Below are 17,196 nucleotides of genomic sequence, written 5' to 3' on the forward strand. Positions count from 1 at the left end.
GTATGATAAGTCTAACTAGCTCCCTAGCAGAACGGATCTATGAGGACGCTTATTCCTGTGTTTTTTAGACCAAACTGCAGCTGTTAACTACCATATGTTAGCAATTCCTAAAAAGTACAGCAGCAATCTTCAGGATTGTGACCCTGAAAGCTTACACCATCTTCTGGACAATCGCTCCCGCACTTTCAGATTCATTTAATTACGCACAAAGAAAATGACAATATTGATGCCTGCCGCAATTCAAGAGGGGCGTCTATCTGCCTTAATGATGCCTATCATTTATTAAAAATTGACTAACTTCTAAGCCGCACCATCCAAAGCCAGTTCGCCTCAAAAGTGGAACCTTTTTAAACTAGGTTAGCTAAAACTAAAGACGGTTGTCACGCTTATTCTTCACGTTTTTTATCCTTCTAACAAAACGTGCTGGTACCCCAGCAACGATCGTGTTTGCAGCAACATCTTTGGTAACTACTGCACCAGCACCCACGATCGAATGTTCACCGACCGTAACACCAGGAAGAACAGTAGCCCCCGCACCGATCCATGCCCCTTTTTTTTATGCGGACTTCTTTTAAAATCAAATTCTGGCGTTGCTCTGGTTCTTCATCCTGATTAATTGATAACAGAGCTGCTCTCGGCCCCAGCAATACATTATCTTCCAAATAGATTCCCTCGAGATCCATGAATAAACAGTCGCGGTTAATAAAGACATTCTTACCAATAAAAGTATGGGCCCCAAAATCAACTTGAAAGGGTGGATTAATTCTAAGCGTTGGCGGAAAAGGATAACGTAGGATCTTTTCCAGCGCTTTTTGTTGCTCTTCTTTTGTAACTGCCTGATTGAACTTCACCAAATTTTCAGTTGTTTGACTCACAAGTTCATCAACCTGCTCTTGCATCTCACCTGAAAAAACAACCTGACCACCATTAATTCCTTTAAGAGCACTTTTTCCATCTTGAAACACCTCTCTTTACTGCTATTCTATGCAGACTAACGCTTGATGTCTAGTATCAACCGTTAGTTAAAACATTTCCAAAAGAGCCACAACCATTCACATTTATACTAAAAAAATCCACTAGACTAGTTTGCTTTACAAACTAGTCATTTTTTGTTATCCTACTAGTATGTTAAACATATTAGCAGGGAGACAACACTATGGCACAAGATATATCAAGCCAAGTTTTAAAAGGTATCTTACAAGGAGTCATTTTAATGATCTTAAACAAAAAAGCCGAATATGGGTACGGACTCAGTCAAGAAATGAATCGTTATGGACTAAGCAGTGTGCCTAAGGGAACCATTTATCCACTACTAACGGCGATGGAAAAACGCGGCTTCATAACAGGCAAACGAAAGGCTTCAACTCTTGGACCCACACGAAAATATTACTACATTACCGCAACAGGAAAGCAAGAAAAAGACAGATTCATTCAAGAGTGGTCTCAACTTCAAAAATCGGTTAATACCCTGATCAAGGAGGAATCCCATGACTAAAGAACAAACTTTTGTTGCAGAAAACAACCAATTACGCCAAAAATTAACTTCAGAAAATGAAGAATTCTACAGCAATCTACTTTTATACGTCCGGACCCGCAGCTTTATTCAAGACCAAGAAGACATTGAATCTAAACTCCTAGAGATCTTACAAGATCTCCTTGATGCCCAGTCAGACAATGTCTCAGCTGAACAATATTTTGGGCGAAATGCCAAACAAGTCGCCGACGAATTGCTTACTCAGTTCCCCAGAAGTCTTACAAAATTTTTCAAGGACATCCTTTTTATTTTGGGGATCTACCTATTCTTTATTGCTCTGCCCAGCATGGCTTCACCTCATTCAGCCCTTGATATAGGAACTGGCATCCTAAACGGCTTCTACCTAGTCTTGGCGATCTTTTTGATCTTTAGGTTCCTAAGTAATACTATTTATGAAGCTGCATCTAAAAAAGCGACTAACTGGCAGAAAAACATCAAGCCGACTCTACTAGGAATTCTCCTTATCGTTCCAATATTTTTAATTCAATTTTTTATCACAACTCCCTTTCAAATTACAATTGGTAATAGATTAGGAATTACCATTATTGTCTTTTGGTTTGTAATTGGCACAATTTTGTTCGTCAAGCAACAGGATAAAAAGACTTGGCTGCCACTCGTCTTTTTCTTGCTAATTTTAGGCGTTCTGGGAATCGCGCAGCGTTTGCCAGGAACAATCGGCTCCTTTTTAACCACCACTACCGGACAAACTACTGAACTGATCATCGTCTTAACCGCTTCAGCGTTCTTTTTGCTAGGTAACTTCATTCTGGCAAAAAAGAATTAACTTTTAAAAATCATTCACAGCAAAAAAGGCAGTCCGAAACTCTCTAACCCCAGAAGTTTCGGGCTGCCCTTATTTTGATCAAATTAAAGTTTTAGTGGAATCTCATTCCGCCATCGACCTGCAGTGACTGTCCAGTGACGTATTTGGCAGCATCAGATGCAAACCATGCGACTACCTCAGCAACATCAGCGGGTGTCCCCTCACGACCAAGTGGAATTTCTGCTAAACAACTTGCTTGTTGTGCAGGAACTGTTTTGCCTTTAATCGCCGCGGTCTTTGCATCGATCGCATCCCGCATCTTAGTCCGAACGATGCCCGGATTATAAGCGTTAACCGTGATTTGGTCTGCTGCTAGTTCCTTAGCGGCTGACTGAGTCAAACCACGAATCCCAAATTTGGAAGCAGAATAAGCGCTCTGCAAAGCCGAAGCCTCGTAGCCTGCCAAGGAAGCAGCGTTGACGATTCGTCCACCATGACCCTGCTTTTTAAACTGTGTCGCAGCAGCTTGGATTCCCCAGTATGTTCCTTTGAGGTTCACATCTAACAAACGCTCGACATCATCTGGTGCAGAATCTACGAAACTATCAATAAACGCAATTCCGGCATTGTTAACGAATAATGCCAACTCGCCCAAATCAGTCACTGCTTTTTGCACAAGGTCAAAAACTTCTTGCCGCTGTGCAACATCAACATGATAAGCTCGAGCTTGATAGCCTTGAGCGGTCAAATCTGCAGCCACCTTTTGCGCAGTCTCATCATTAATATCTGCCACCGCAATGGCGTAATCATCTTTGACCAAACGACGAGCAATTCCCTCGCCAATTCCCTGACCAGCTCCTGTAACAATCGCAAGTTTACTCATATCTTTTCCCCTCTCTAATAAAATTGCTTAAATTACGTGGCGTTCAAATGGGTCATCACTGATTCCTGCGTCCAAAATATCTCGTGACCACTGCTTAGCTGAAAACAAGGAGTGATCCCGGTAATTGCCACAACTATAAATATCAGTTCCTTGCACATCTTCCCAAGTCACTTGCTCAGCGATTTCTGTTAGAGAACCTTTTAAAGCCTCGGCGACTTCTGTTGTAGAATGTTCACCCCAAGTGATCAGATGAAAGCCAGTCCGACAGCCAAATGGTGAACAATCAATGACACCATCGAGCCGATCACGTAACAGACCAGCTAAGAGGTGTTCAATCGTGTGCAAACCGGCCGTAGGAATCGCATTTTCATTTGGTTGCACTAAGCGTAAATCGTAGTTGCTGATAGAATCGCCTTTTTCTCCTTGCACCTCCGTGATCAAACGAACGTAGGGTGCCTTAACTTGTGTGTGATCCAATGTAAAACTTTCAACTTTAGCCATGATTAATAATCTCCTTTTTTAACTTCAATTTTGGTTCCATAGTATTTTTTCTGAATGTACTTTTGAATCTCTTTTTGATGATACAATTTGACCAATTTTTTTGTATTCCTGGTTGTCTTTATTCTTCGCCGCCGTTACCAAAATATTGACGTTAGCCTTCGTACTCTGATCCACTTTTTCATGGAAAATCGAGTCCTTCAAAACGTTCAAATCACCTTCCAAAGCAACCGTGTTAGAAATTAACACTGCATCAACATTGTTGATCACCCGCGGGCCCGTGGTATCATCAATTTTTTTAAACTGTAATTTTTTAGGATTAGCAACAATATCATTAACCATCCCTAAGTTACCGAAGCCCTTTTTCAAGGTAATCAAGCCCGCCTTTTGCAGCAACAGTAAGCCACGAGTTGCTTGAGAAGGATTATTTGCAATCGCGACTGTTGCTCCAGTAGGAAGATCCACAATATTTTTGTATTTTTTGGAATAGATTCCCATTGGTTCTAAGTAAGTCGTTCCTAAAACTGCTAGTTTATTACCCTTATTTTGTTGATTATAAGCTTGGACATAAGATAAAGATTGGAAGGCATTCACATCCACGTTGCCCTGCGAGGTGGCTTGATTCAGCTGGACACCATCGGTAATTTGCTTGACCTTAATTTTCAAGCCGAGGTCTTTAGCTGACTGCGACTTAGCGATATATTTCCATGTTTCGTAATCGGTCCCCTGTGACCCAATGGTGATCGTCTTAGTTTGATCTGCTTGAGCAGCCTGAGTAGTCATCGTATGGATTCCGACAAAAATGAGACTGACTACCGCCAAAGAACCTGCTAACCACCAGAAACTCTGCTTCACCCCCTTTCCGCTTTTTTCTGTCCGAGCTGGATTTGTTGTTCTGCCTAATGGTCGGTGTTCAATGAGACCCACGCACCAGTCACCAATAATTTGAACGGCGAACACCAAGATCAAGATAATCAGCATCGCCACCAAGATCACATCGTTTTGAAAGCGGGCATAGCCAATACTGATTGCAATGTCACCTAAGCCGCCAGAGCCGATCGCGCCAGCCATGGTAGTTAAGCCAATCAAGCTAATGATTGTTACGATCGAAACGCGGACAATGTCGGCCAATCCTTCCCGCAAATAAATCCGAAAAATTATCGCAGCTGGACTAGAACCCATCGCCTGAGCCGCTTCAATCACACCATCGTCTACATCCAACAACGCGTTTTGCACCTGGCGCGCATAGAACGGAAAAATCCCACAGATCAACGGAACTAAAGAAGCCGTAGTTCCAACAGTCGTGCCAATTAAATACTGAGTTAACGGCGAGATGACCGCTAACAAAATAATAAATGGAATCGACCGTAAGAGATTAGTCACCTTGTCTAGGAGTGAATATGTGACCCGGTCTTCTAAGATCCCGCCTGGTTGGGTGATTACCAGAAAAATTCCTAAAAAGAGCCCCAAAAACGCTGAGATCACTGCCGACCCAAAGGTCATATACAAAGTCTCCCAGGTGGCTTGGATAAACTGTCCCTTCATTTGGAAAACATTTGGCAGCAACTTTTCTAGCATGATGCTTCCCCCTCTCTGACTGTTCTTCCACTTAGTATCTGGGTCTTAACTCCTTGCGAGCGTAAATCTTCAAGTGCCTGGTTAAACGGCGGCAAATCTCCTGCTATGATTGCGATCATATAGCCAACACTTTCTCCGTCAATTTCATCAATATTGGCAAACAAGATATTTTCAGACACGTGGTAAGTCTGCGACAATTCCGAGAGAATGCTTTGTTTAGTTGCATTTCCAATGAAATTAAAGTAAACCAATTCTTGATTTGCTGGCAATTCATCCAGCTTGACCGTTTTAGTCACTCTCTCAATGGCCGCCTTAACATTCGTGGAAGTCTCCACAAAATCAGTCGTCAATTTTTCTTGCGGCGCAGTGAAAATTTGACTAACTGGTCCGCGTTCGATCACCCGTCCCTCATCCATCACCGCCACATTATGGCAAATTGACTTGATCACCTGCATTTCATGCGTGATCAAAACGATCGTTAATCCCAACTCTTCGTTGAGCTTTTTTAGCAGTTCTAAAATTGACTGAGTAGTTTTAGGATCCAAAGCACTAGTAGCTTCGTCAGAAATCAAAACTTCCGGTTCAGTCGCTAAGGCTCTGGCAATTGCGACTCGCTGCTTTTACCCACCTGACAGTCTTTCTGGAAAAGTATTTGCGTATTCTTCTAGTCCGACCCGTTGTAACAGGCTGAAAGCTCGTTTTCGCCTGTCTTGTTGACTAATTTTCTTGCCCAAGAGCGGATATTCAACGTTACCCAACACGGTGCGCGATTTCATTAAATTAAAATGCTGGAAGATCATCCCAATTTGCTGACGAGCGTGCCGCAGCTGAGGTGCTGTTAAAGTCCGTAAATCCTGACCACCCACGAACACTTGCCCTGCGCTGGGTTGTTGCAAGAGATTGATCACCCGGACCAAGGTACTTTTTCCAGCTCCTGAGTAGCCAATTATCCCGTAGATATCACCTTGCTTAATTTGCAAATTCACATCGTCTACTGCTCTAAGCTCCTGCCCGCTATTTTTGAATGTGACCCTGACATTTTGTAAATCAATCACGTTGCTAGTCTCTGCTACCATTCAGTTTCACTCCCCAATCTCTGCTTTTTCACCGAAGATCAGCGGGCCAATTTCTGCCAAATATTTGGCATCCACTTTGTCAAAAGTGTTGTATTCTGGGCTGTCTAAATCAAGCACTCCCCAGAACTGCTGATTTTTAAAGATTGGCACCACCACTTCAGACTTAGATGCGCTATCACAGGCGATATGTCCTTGAAACTCATGAACATTTGAGACAATTTCTGCTTTTTTAGTAGCTGCAACCGTTCCGCAGACGCCTTTGCCCACCGCAATATGCATGCAAGCTGGCTTGCCTTGAAACGGACCCAGTAGCAGTTCGCCATCTATCAGGCGATAAAAGGTCGTCCCGTTTAGTCGTGGCAACTCATTAAACACCAATGACACCAGATTACTCATGTTCGCAACCAGATCAGATTCATTTTTCAATAATGCTTGCGCCTGTTGTTTTAACAGTTCATATCGTGCTGCTTTTTCACTCATTTAAAGTCACTCCTTTCTAACTAAATTGTAATGAAACACAAAAAAGCATTCCCATCCCCATCTATTTCTAGACCAGGACGAAAATGCTTTTCGTGTTACCACCTTAGTTTGACTGCCCCTCACGGAACACTCCTCATCGGGTACGACAAACTAAAGCTGTGCTTAAAATCAGTACTTACTTATGTGTGCATACCTTAACGCTGTAGCGGGCGTCCCCGGCAACACCTAGCCTGAGCTCAGTGTTGCAACGAATCATAAAGACCATCTTCACCCAGTTTCCATCGTTGTCTTCCACCATGATTGACAACTCTCTTGAGATCTCCGCTGAGTTACTCATCTTCTCGTTTATTTTTCATTTAAATTTAATGTAGTTATTATGCAACTAAAACAAATAGCTGTCAACCATTAAGTTTAATTTTTTATTTACGTAAAAAAACTGGCCTCACTAATTTGACAGTTATTGCCAAATCTGTGAGACCAGCCAGTTACATTACTTAGTCTTCGTCTTTGTCGGTGCCTTTTTTCAAACCTTCAACGGCACCTTTCGCCGTATCCTTAGCGTCATCGAGTTTCTCTTTAGCTGCGTTTACTGCGCCTTCAGTTTTACCTTCAGCCTCAGTCTTCTTGTCACCTGTAACCTTACCTAGGGCTTCTTTACCCTTGCTTTTTGCCTGATCCAATTTATCATCAAAGTTGCTCATTATCCAACACTCCTTCAAATTAGATTTGCTATACGTCAGCACCATTATTATAATTGCTGGCTAACTAAAACACCATTTAAATGCTCACTGAGCCTACCAATAAGCTGGAATATCCCGACCATTAGACTGCCAGATCTCCCCTTGAAAGCCGGTAAACCGCAACGTAAAGTTGACTCGCCGGTGAAGCTCCGTCACGATTTCTTCAAAATAAACCCAGTCATACTCTTGAATCACACGGATCGGGACCGAATGCGTGTTTTCTTGCCCACGTTTGTAGAGAAAAAAGAAGTTAAAATGGCGGTCAAACTTATCATTCACGATCTGGATCTGATAGCGAGCCCTGATATGGGGTTTGAAGTGTTGGTTGATCCGTTGTTCCATCACATCCACCTGTTGGTGCGCTGTCTGCATTTTTACCACCTCTGCTCTCATTATACGAACATCTGTTTGATTAGTAAAGAAATTTCCGCAACGAGGACCAAACTGCACCCATTTAGCCTGAAATCATTAATCTTTTTCACCAACTATGGTATGGTAAAAGTAAGCATGAAATTAAAGGAGGACCAGTAAATGGCCGGAGACGATTTAAATGACCGTTTGACTGAAAGCCTGTATGGCACACCCAAAGTCAAGCCGGACGAACAACGCAAATATCTGGGTACGTTTCGTGAGCGCGTCGCTTTGACGCTCGATCAAGGCGAGGCTCAGCAGCCGCAATTCATCGACGTTTTGCACAAGGAGCTCGACCAGCATCCCGAATACCAGTTACGGATTAATGGTAATGCCTCGGAAACGGCGCTCGACAACTTGACTGACCTGTCAAATATGGTCGCCAACCACTCGACAGTGCTCGCCGGGAAAGCTGCCCCAGACGACATAGACGCTCTCGCAGCAGTCGTTTGCACGGTAGACACGGCTTTGCATCTGGATGAAGTCGACGTTGCCAAACGTTTTCCAAAATAAATAGTAAAAGCGCCCCCCGCTGGCGGACCCTTCTCCAAAATTACTGGATGGGGCCACTGGTGGGAGGCGCTTTTTTAGTGAAATAGCGAGAAATTACATTCAACTTAGCACTGTACACGTTACTTTACCGGACTTATGTCTACAGAAACTGCTGTACACGTTACTTTTCCAATCTTATGTCTACAGAAGCTGCTGTACACGTTACTTTCGCATTCTTATGTCTACAGAAGTTGCTGTACACGTTACTTTTCCAATCTTATGTCTACAGAAGTTGCTGTAAACGTTACTTTCGTATTCTTATGTCTACAGAAGTATGTCTCAACAAAATCATTGCCGTTCCCAGTTAATTCGCTGTTGAATTTTGCGAAAATAATCAGATTTATCTGCAAACCAGTATTGGAATCTAATACCTTTGTTGATATAAGCAAAATTTCTTGCTCTTCTTTTTCCCTTTGAAACAAAGTGCTTACTTAATACGAATGTTAAATACCGCTCGCTATATCCTTCCCCGAAAAACTCGCATAAGTCCCGCCGGCGAAGGTCTCGCTTGAAAAACAGCACACCATAGTCACAAATTGTCCGAACATAGGCGTGTTCCTTCGCTTCACTCGTGCCGCAATGTTGACACGTCACCGCATACCGCCCCTGGCTCATGGCAAATTGGCCGCAGTGAACGCACCGAATTCCATGGCGGTAGTGGCGTCGCGGCGTGTCCCCTAAATCTTGCCGTGGTCGATAGCCGGGCACCTCATAATGGCGCACTGCTTGCTTCCATGGAGGTGTCACCATCGCAAACTTCTCCTGGTTCAGTGACACTAGCCAAGCATAAGCGTCCGCCGCTGACTTAATTTCAATGTGCGCCGGCGGATCCGTCAAATCCAGCTGAACCCGCGGATCCATAAATACCAAAACACTCTTGACCTGCAGCTTAACATGCTGGTCACTCAAACAACGGGCCAGCAAATCTTGGGCGCGCGTGAGCTGTTCAAAAATATTGTGTGCCAAGACCCGGCCATTGTAATACCAGCAACCTGCCTGGTAACTGTACGCCCCGTTATAATTTTTGACATCAATCACATACAGGTCCGAACCGTGCACGAACAATTTGTCCATTTGACAGCGACTTCCTTGATAGCTTAAGTTCACATCATCCAAACAATCAGTAAGCAACTCAGCACTCCAGCGATCAAAGGTGCACTCTCCTTGGTAACCAGCTTGGGCCCGCTGAAATTTTGCTTGTTCCGTCGTCGTTAATTGGACTCGTTCCTGCAGAACCTGTAAATATTGAGTTTCTAAAGCTTCTTTTCTCATTATGTTATGTGTACCTCCTACTAGAAGATACGCAATTAATTGGAATTTTGGTTATTTTTTGCCAAATGTTTGATCTCAGCCCGCAAAATAAATGGTGCCATCAACGTGGTGACCACTATTGCGCCGATCACCGCTGAATAATTATCGGTCGATAACAAATGCGCGTTGAATCCCATTTGTGCAATGATCAACGCCATTTCTCCCCGCGAGATCATTCCGGCGCCAATCATGCTCGAACTGTTCAAGTTAAACTTAGCAACACCAGCTCCCAGCGCGGATCCGCCCCATTTAGTCAACGTCCCGACAATTGTCAGCACGGCAAATAAACCAAAGTCCTCCACTAGACCCGTCATGGTCATGTTTAAACCAACACTTACAAAGAAGACTGGGATAAAGATGGCGTAACCGACAGGCTCGATCTCACGATCAACTTTTTGCCGAAAGTCAGTTTGACCCACGGCAAGTCCAGCAAAAAATGCACCGATCGCGCTGCTTAATCCCACGGATTCTGCCAAATAAGCGGCACCCAGGCACAAAATTAGTGCCATCACTGTTTCAGCAACTGGAATCAGCCACCGTTCACCCAACCGCATTAAATGTGGTACACCCCAGCGGCTAACTACAAATAAGACGATAAAAAAAGCAACCTGTAATAATAAACTCATCCATAACGGCCGGGCATTGCCAGCCGCAATCTTATTGCCAGCAAAACTGACCAAGACACTCAAGACAATGATCGACAACACATCATCGACCACTGCAGCACCTAAAATCGTGGTACCTTCTGGCGTATCTAGCTGGCGCATATTCTTTAAGACCTCGACCGAGATCGAGACTGAAGTCGCCGCAAAGATCACACCTAAAAACATATTTTCCAAATGGTTCAAGCCAAAAGACTGCCCCACTAAATAGGCTCCGACAATCGGAAAAATCATACCTGCCACCGCAACTAATAAGCTGGGTTTTAAATATTTTTTAAGCAGACGCAAATCACTTTCCAGTCCGCCAATAAACATTAAGATCACCACTCCAAGTTCTGAAAAGATTTCTACCAGTGACCCGGGCTTGACCCAATTTAACATGGCCGGGCCTAAAACGACCCCCACCAATAGTTGACCAATCACCGGTGGAAAATTAAGCCGAGCACTGAAATGCCCCGCTACCGCCGTTGCTAACAAAATTAACGCTAATGTTCCAATCTCTGCCATTTTAATTTAAACTCTCCCTTGCAAACTACAAAAAAAGCCCGACTTCAAGCTGTCCTAGCAACCCAAACGAGGACAAATTCTTGAAAGCCGGAGCTCCAACCAGTTTTTATATTAAAAGTATTTTAACATTATTTACTCAAACTCTCAACTCTCAATGTCTTACATTGCGCGGTCTAAACACGAATTTCTGAATCACAAAGCTACCATATTAAATAACAAAAATCAAACATTCTTAACAAAGAAAGCGTTTCAACCCTTGACGTTAGTGCAAAAGTTAAGTACAATTGACTGTTGTACTACATATTTACTAACTAACTTACAAAAAGAGTACGATTGATAGTGCAGGGATTTAAACGCTTACTTTAAGTGTTACAGAGAGGAGAAATTAACATGGACTTAGTTAACGAACTAGTCTCAATCGTCGGTAATAAGAATGTCATTACCGACAAAGCAAAATCTTTACGTTTCCGGAAAGGGTATCGTTCAGGTGAAGGCGATGCAGTCGCTGTTGTCTTCCCTACTACTTTGATGGAAATGTGGCGTGTTTTGAATGTTTTGCATGACAACGACATCATCATTATTATGCAAGCATCCAACACTTCTTTGACAGAAGGCTCAATTCCAGCTCCTGGTTATGACCGCCAGGCAGTTGTGGTTAGTGGCTCAAAAATTAAAGACCTTCAACTACTTAACCATGGGGAACAAGCACTAGCATTCCCTGGGACAACCTTGTTCCAACTTGAAAATGAATTAAAACCGCTCAAACGCGAACCACATTCAGTGATCGGTTCATCTAACTTAGGTGCATCAGTCATTGGTGGGATCAACAACAATTCTGGTGGTGCCTTGATTCGTCGTGGACCAGCTTACACAGAACTTTCACTGTATGTTTGGATCGACGAAAACAACGAAATGCACTTGGTTAACCATTTGGGCATTGACTTGGGTGACACACCTGAAGAAATCATTACTAACTTGGAAAACCGGAACTTTGATTTGAATAATGTTCCAGCCAGTGAACGCCATGGCTCAATGTATGACCATGAAGAAGTTGTCCGTGATGTTGACTCTGATCAACCAATCCGTTACAACGCCAATCCTAAAGAATTATATGAGGTTGCTGGTTCAGCTGGTCACGTGGCCGCACTTGCTGTTCGTTTGGATACATTCCCAATGGATGAAAAAACACAAATGTTTTACATTGGGACTAACAACCCTGACGAATTGGAAGATGTCCGTCGTTACATCATGAAGAACTTCAAGAACTTACCTGTTTCTGGTGAATACATGCATAAAGATGCTTACCGTTTGGCCAAGAAGTATGGTAAAGATTCATTGATCGTCATTGAAAAGATCGGGACAGCACATCTACCAGAAATGTTTGCACTTAAAGCTTGGGGCGAACGCTTCTTGAAGCACATTCCATTCTTCAAGAACTACTTCCCAGATCGTTTATTGCAAACAGCAGGTCACTTGTTCCCTAACCAAATGCCGACAAGACTAGATAACTACTATGTTAAGTATGATCATTATCTACAATTGAAGATGGCTGGTGAAGGAATCGAAGAAGCACGCCAATACCTGAAAGAATACTTCTCAAAGGCTAGCGGTAACTACTTCGAAGCCACTGCTGACGAAACAAGCAAGGCTGCAACTCACCGTTATGTAACAGCCGGTGTCGCTATTCGTTATCAAGAATTAAAGCAAGATAGCATTGACATTTTGCCATTGGATATTGCTTTAGCAAGCAACGATTACCACTGGTTCGAACATCTACCAAAGGAAATCGACGACAAGATCGAATACAAGATCTATTATGGTCATTTGCTTGATCACGTTATGCATCAAGATTACATCTTGAAGCCTGGCGTTGATGCTCATGAACTCAAGATGGAAATGTTGAAGCTTTTGGACGAACGCCATGCTGTTTACCCAGCAGAACACAACGTTGGTCACTTATACTTGGCAGCTCCAGCTTTGGTTGACCATTACAAGAAGAACGACCCAACTAACAGTTTCAACCCTGGGATTGGTTTACAATCAATGAACAAAAACTGGGGAGAATACTAAAATTAGTATTTTCCAAGGAACTCTATCGCAAGGTAGGGTTCCTTTTTTGTTGAGTAATTTTCTATTGTGTTTGTAGACATAACTTTCCCGGATTAACGTGTACAGATGCTGCTGTACACATAACTTTCCCCGATTAACGTGTACAGATGCTGCTGTAGACATAACTTTTCCGGATTAACGTGTACAGCAACTGGATCGTGCAAACTAAGAGACGAATTTATCAATTAAAGCCATTCTTTGAAACAATTTACGTAAAAAATTATCTACCAGGCAGAGCTTTTGACTTTTACTAGCTAGTTAATTATGCTTGATATTAAAGAACTTAAATATAGTCTGGTGAATTAAACAGAACTGACCACTTTGCTCCGCTCTGTTATTTTAGTCGAGCTCCGTAAAGCAACTCCTTCCGTCTATCCAAGAATAGCCTTCAATGCCAAAAGTGCATCAAAGGCCATTCTCCGATAGTGCTCGGGAGTTAACCGCTTTGCTCCGCTCTGTTATTAATTGGAGGTTTTACTGATATGGAACAAAAAATTGCAGTGCTCTCCGATAGTCATGGAAACTCAACTGCTCTGCAAGCAGCCATCGACGATGCTACTGCCCAGGGGGCCAGCGAATTTTGGACCCTTGGCGATATTGCCTTTGGTGGAGCGACCTCCGAAGAATGTCTCCAGCTGTTAGACCAAGTTAATTTAACTCAAGTTTTAATGGGTAACTGGGAAAGCGACTTCAACCAGGAAATGACTCAGCCTAACTGGGATCTTAGTGATCCGACTAATGTCTACTTCACTGTGCTTGTCAAGTATGAAAATGAACATTTGAGCGCCAAACACCGGCAACAACTAGTCCACCTGCCAATGTCTGGCCGTAAGCAAGTTGGCGACCTGCTCTTTTCATTGAGCCATAACCTGCCAGGGCAAAACCATGGGCATAGCCTTTACCCCACCCAGCCTCAGGCTAATTTTGACCAGCTAGCGCTCGACTCGGCCATCGATGTGGCCATCTACGCTCATATCCATAGTCCCCTCTGGCGTTACAGTGATCAGGGCCAAATTATTTTGAATCCCGGCGCCGTTGGTCGTCCCTGGAACACCCGAGCCAAGTTGCTGCAAAATCGGGCTGCCAGCTACCTTTTGCTGACAGTCAATGACACTGGGCTCGCTAAAGTCGATTTCCGCCGCGCCGCCTACGACTTAAACATTGAACTGCAAAAAGGCCGTGACCGAGGCTTCCCCTATGTCGACCTGGAACAAAAGCAGCTGTTAACGGGTCATTCATCGACCCACAACACCGCTTTACTAGCAGAAATTAATGCCAAACGCGGTTATGACAAACTCGCAGCCAAATATTTGAATGAGCTAAAAGAACAAACACGAGCTGCACAATAATCAGACCACACACTGGTCGTTTTCCAAAGTAACCAGGCCTTTGAACCTGGTTATTTTAGTGCACAAAAAAGCCCAGCGACTAAGTTTAAGGGGTCACTGGGCTTGAAGCATAGTTGTTTTTAGAGTAATCAACAAATTTTGGGAGGTCATTGATTACAATTTATATTGTATCAAACATTTCTCCGCTTGTTAAGTTTTATGCCCGAAAAGAATTATGGTAATCACTTAGAATATTTGTAAGTCATTGCCGACCACAAAGTTCACTAGTGACCACAGGAAAATAACTCCCAGCATCACCAAATGGAACTTTTTATGGTTGGCCAACAAAGCAATGTACTCCCGGATAAACGCGTTCGGAATGAAAAAACGACTCGTTTTGGCGCCCAGACCGGCGATATTCAAACCGACATAGCGGGCATAACCTGCGGCGCGGAAAGTATGGTAATCGCTGGTTGCGAAGAGGCCATGTTTCAGATCAACTTGATGGTCTTGCAAGATTTGTTTGGAAAAAGCCATGTTTTCGTACGTATTCTTCGACTTTTCTTCGGCAAGGCTCCGGGCAGGGTTCGCTCCATGAGCCAAGGCATACTCCTTCATAGCTGTCCCTTCCGGTTTGGTCTCATCGCCGCCCTGACCACCAGAAAAAATCAGCCAAGGATAATGGTGGGTCTTTTGTTCTTGTGCATTCGCAAAGTCTAAGGCACACTGGATGCGAGAAGCTAGCAGCGGCGAAACTTGGTCACCATTTAACAGCCCTGCTCCTAAAACAATAATGTAATCCTGGTTGTAGCTGGGCCGATACAGGCGCGTAATGATAAAGGACGTAATGAACGCTAAAAACCAAAAGACAAAGTAACCAAGGACTGGCACCACGAAAGAAGTGTAAAAGGTGACTGAATCTTGTGAGAAAAAGCTCCGGTCAACGAACCTGATCACTGGCAAAACCACCAGGATCAAGACTCCCAGACCTAGCGTCAGCATATTGCCTAAAGTGTGGCTTTCCTTGTGCCACACGGTGATCGCGTTCCACAACAACAGCACGCCTAATAATGAATAAAGCAATAAGAGCGGGAAACCAATCACCGCTAACACTACGATCAACATTGTGTTGAGCCAGTGAATATTTGTGGCCTCGATTGCCAAAATCACTGTCACCGCAAACGATAGTAACGCTAGGTTACACAGGACTCCATTGAGGATCCGGAATTTATTTTGATGTAAACTAATTGCTAGTAAAACTACACAGACCAAGGTGAAAATCGTCCCGCCACTGATCAAAATTGCTGTTTGCCCCATAAAAAAATACCTCGATCATCGTAAAATTAGTTGCTGGCCTGATTCGACCAGTTCATTTCTAATTTTACAAGAATTTGGTATTTTTTCAAATTTAATAATTGCTGGTTATCGCAAAATGGTTTTCCATAACCTATGAGTTCATTTTTTCTTTCAGTGACAGGACCTCATCCCGCATAATCAAAAAGGAGCTTCAATGCAAGTACGCATTAAAACTCCTTTCTACTTATTTTGCTCGGGTGTATTTAGTCGAGCTCCGTGAAACAGGAAGCTCCGCCTATCCATGACCAACCCTCAATGCCGAAACCGCATTAAAGGCCGGTCTCCGATATGCTCGGAAGCTAAACGCTTTGCTCCGCTCTGTGTTTAGTCGAGCTACTCAAGCCAGGACTTTCCGTCCATCTAAACCCAGCGGCCAATGCCTAAAGCGCATTAGCCACTAGGTTCCGATGGTACTCGAGTCCTCCCGGCTTGCTCCACTCTGTGTTTTTTATAAAGCGTAGCCCTGGGCATTTAATTCTGCCACTGCTCGCTCCTTAACTTCATCATTATGGATGTGGTCAGCAAAAGTATACGCCATATACAAGGCCTGGATGGCTTCTGGGATCCATTTGCCATTGACACCCGCTAAAGCATAGGCCATGTTAATATACAACTTGTCGACTGGGCCCGAAATCATTTCCTTTTGTGCCATCGCAATTCCCTTACGTGTGATTTTCAAAGTTTCATCGTACTGCTTCATATTTAAATAGTAATAAGATGCATTGGTCCACAGCTGCAAGGTCGCATAGCTTTGTTTTTCTGGGTCGTGGTCCGCAAAGGCTTCCCGTGCCTGGTCGATGTAATACTTGGCTGGTTCAACTTTTCCAGCAATCAAGTATTCGACCGCTAAATCACTGGCAACTAATGGCCATAAAACGCCAATTTCGTGGTGTGTGACCTGCAAGATCCGGTTATAAGTGAAAATTGCGTCGGAGCGATGGTCAGTCGTTGAGTGCGCTAAGATCCATGCCCGCATATAGTCGCGCCACAAAGTCAGTTCAAGTGTCATATCATCTAATGTATCGAGTTTGTCCAAGATCTCGCTCGCAGCATCAAATTGGTGGTGCAAAATTCTGACCACTGCACTCAAGACCAGCGAGTTGCCATCAATAAATTCTTCAGTGCCAACTGCTTCGGCAAAGCTCATATTCAAACGTGTAACAATTTTTTCCAAGGTTTCCCCAGAAGGAACGGCTGACCGAGTTTCGATCTGACTGATCATCCCTTGCGAAGTGATGCCCTCGGCGAGTTCCCCTTGGGACATTTTAAGTTCTTTTCTTCTTTTTCGAATTAATCCACCATTAATCATCTTATCTGTACCTCTTAACTAAAGTTTGTTTAACCGATTCTACTATTTCACTGTTACTTCTTAGCCGATAGATTCACAATATCTATTATTATACATAAT

16 protein-coding genes and 3 pseudogenes are annotated in these 17,196 nt (G+C 43.5%); 5 read left to right on the forward strand and 14 right to left on the reverse strand.

Going from position 1 to position 17,196, the window contains the following annotated elements:
• Nucleotides 1–367: 367 nt before the first annotated feature.
• The gene (locus tag LPAF129_RS03755; RefSeq protein WP_244054886.1) at nt 368–541 is read right to left on the reverse strand and encodes an LbetaH domain-containing protein; all 174 of its coding nucleotides are present in this window, start codon (nt 539–541) and stop codon (nt 368–370) included.
• Nucleotides 498–965, reverse strand: coding sequence for an LbetaH domain-containing protein (locus tag LPAF129_RS03760; protein ID WP_244054825.1), 468 nt, complete (start codon nt 963–965; stop codon nt 498–500). Before LPAF129_RS03760 ends, LPAF129_RS03755 begins: the two co-directional genes overlap by 44 nt.
• Nucleotides 966–1,156: 191 nt before the next feature.
• Between LPAF129_RS03760 and LPAF129_RS03765 the strand changes: the two genes are divergently transcribed.
• Nucleotides 1,157–1,495 (forward strand): PadR family transcriptional regulator, encoded by a 339-nt coding sequence (locus LPAF129_RS03765; RefSeq protein ID WP_244054826.1) that lies wholly within the window; start codon nt 1,157–1,159, stop codon nt 1,493–1,495.
• Complete coding sequence (locus LPAF129_RS03770; RefSeq protein ID WP_244054827.1) at nt 1,488–2,318, forward strand: DUF1129 domain-containing protein; 831 nt, start codon at nt 1,488–1,490, stop codon at nt 2,316–2,318. Before LPAF129_RS03765 ends, LPAF129_RS03770 begins: the two co-directional genes overlap by 8 nt.
• Nucleotides 2,319–2,409: 91 nt before the next feature.
• Here the strand turns inward: LPAF129_RS03770 and LPAF129_RS03775 are convergent, their stop codons facing one another.
• The 8 genes and pseudogenes from LPAF129_RS03775 to LPAF129_RS03810 all read right to left on the reverse strand — a co-directional run bounded on the left by LPAF129_RS03775 (nt 2,410) and on the right by LPAF129_RS03810 (nt 7,924).
• The gene (locus LPAF129_RS03775) at nt 2,410–3,180 is read right to left on the reverse strand and encodes an acetoin reductase (RefSeq protein WP_244054828.1); all 771 of its coding nucleotides are present in this window, start codon (nt 3,178–3,180) and stop codon (nt 2,410–2,412) included.
• Between the two features lie 27 nt (nt 3,181–3,207).
• Nucleotides 3,208–3,681 carry an S-ribosylhomocysteine lyase gene (locus tag LPAF129_RS03780; RefSeq protein ID WP_244054829.1) on the reverse strand — a complete coding sequence of 158 codons (474 nt, stop codon included), beginning with the start codon at nt 3,679–3,681 and terminating at the stop codon, nt 3,208–3,210.
• Between the two features lie 2 nt (nt 3,682–3,683).
• Nucleotides 3,684–4,533, reverse strand: a pseudogene (locus LPAF129_RS03785) (MetQ/NlpA family ABC transporter substrate-binding protein).
• Between the two features lie 57 nt (nt 4,534–4,590).
• Nucleotides 4,591–5,256, reverse strand: a pseudogene (locus LPAF129_RS03790) (methionine ABC transporter permease); the annotation flags it as partial.
• Nucleotides 5,250–6,332 (reverse strand): annotated as a pseudogene (locus LPAF129_RS03795) (methionine ABC transporter ATP-binding protein). The pseudogenes LPAF129_RS03795 and LPAF129_RS03790, both read right to left, overlap by 7 nt.
• Before the next feature lie 6 nt (nt 6,333–6,338).
• Entirely contained in the window at nt 6,339–6,812 is a 474-nt protein-coding gene (gene msrC / locus LPAF129_RS03800) for a free L-methionine (R)-S-oxide reductase MsrC (protein WP_244054830.1), read from the reverse strand.
• A 494-nt stretch (nt 6,813–7,306) separates the two neighbouring features.
• Nucleotides 7,307–7,513, reverse strand: a complete 207-nt coding sequence (locus LPAF129_RS03805) for a CsbD family protein (protein WP_244054831.1) — start codon at nt 7,511–7,513, stop codon at nt 7,307–7,309.
• A gap of 93 nt (nt 7,514–7,606) precedes the next feature.
• A complete protein-coding gene (locus LPAF129_RS03810) occupies nt 7,607–7,924 on the reverse strand; it encodes a hypothetical protein (protein WP_244054832.1) in 318 nt (105 codons plus the stop codon).
• 159 nt (nt 7,925–8,083) lie between these two features.
• Between LPAF129_RS03810 and LPAF129_RS03815 the strand changes: the two genes are divergently transcribed.
• Nucleotides 8,084–8,476, forward strand: coding sequence for a DUF1694 domain-containing protein (locus LPAF129_RS03815; protein ID WP_244054833.1), 393 nt, complete (start codon nt 8,084–8,086; stop codon nt 8,474–8,476).
• Between the two features lie 327 nt (nt 8,477–8,803).
• Here the strand turns inward: LPAF129_RS03815 and LPAF129_RS03820 are convergent, their stop codons facing one another.
• Nucleotides 8,804–9,787: a nuclease-related domain-containing protein gene (locus LPAF129_RS03820; RefSeq protein WP_244054834.1), complete on the reverse strand. Its 984-nt coding sequence runs from the start codon at nt 9,785–9,787 to the stop codon at nt 8,804–8,806.
• 35 nt (nt 9,788–9,822) lie between these two features.
• Nucleotides 9,823–10,995, reverse strand: coding sequence for a cation:proton antiporter (locus LPAF129_RS03825; protein ID WP_244054835.1), 1,173 nt, complete (start codon nt 10,993–10,995; stop codon nt 9,823–9,825).
• A 390-nt stretch (nt 10,996–11,385) separates the two neighbouring features.
• On the opposite strand from LPAF129_RS03825, the gene dld reads away from it, so the two are divergent.
• Both dld and LPAF129_RS03835 read left to right on the forward strand, forming a co-directional pair.
• Complete coding sequence (gene dld / locus LPAF129_RS03830) at nt 11,386–13,065, forward strand: D-lactate dehydrogenase (RefSeq protein WP_244054836.1); 1,680 nt, start codon at nt 11,386–11,388, stop codon at nt 13,063–13,065.
• 521 nt (nt 13,066–13,586) lie between these two features.
• The gene (locus LPAF129_RS03835; protein WP_244054837.1) at nt 13,587–14,453 is read left to right on the forward strand and encodes a metallophosphoesterase family protein; all 867 of its coding nucleotides are present in this window, start codon (nt 13,587–13,589) and stop codon (nt 14,451–14,453) included.
• Nucleotides 14,454–14,678: 225 nt separating this feature from the next.
• Here the strand turns inward: LPAF129_RS03835 and LPAF129_RS03840 are convergent, their stop codons facing one another.
• On the reverse strand, nt 14,679–15,749 hold the full coding sequence (locus tag LPAF129_RS03840; RefSeq protein WP_244054838.1) for a YdcF family protein: 1,071 nt from the start codon (nt 15,747–15,749) through the stop codon (nt 14,679–14,681).
• Nucleotides 15,750–16,236: 487 nt separating this feature from the next.
• Nucleotides 16,237–17,097, reverse strand: a complete 861-nt coding sequence (locus LPAF129_RS03845; protein ID WP_244054839.1) for a helix-turn-helix domain-containing protein — start codon at nt 17,095–17,097, stop codon at nt 16,237–16,239.
• Between the last annotated feature and the right edge of the window lie 99 nt (nt 17,098–17,196).

The organism is Ligilactobacillus pabuli, from assembly GCF_022836475.1.
Taxonomy (GTDB): Bacteria; Bacillota; Bacilli; order Lactobacillales; family Lactobacillaceae; genus Ligilactobacillus; species Ligilactobacillus pabuli.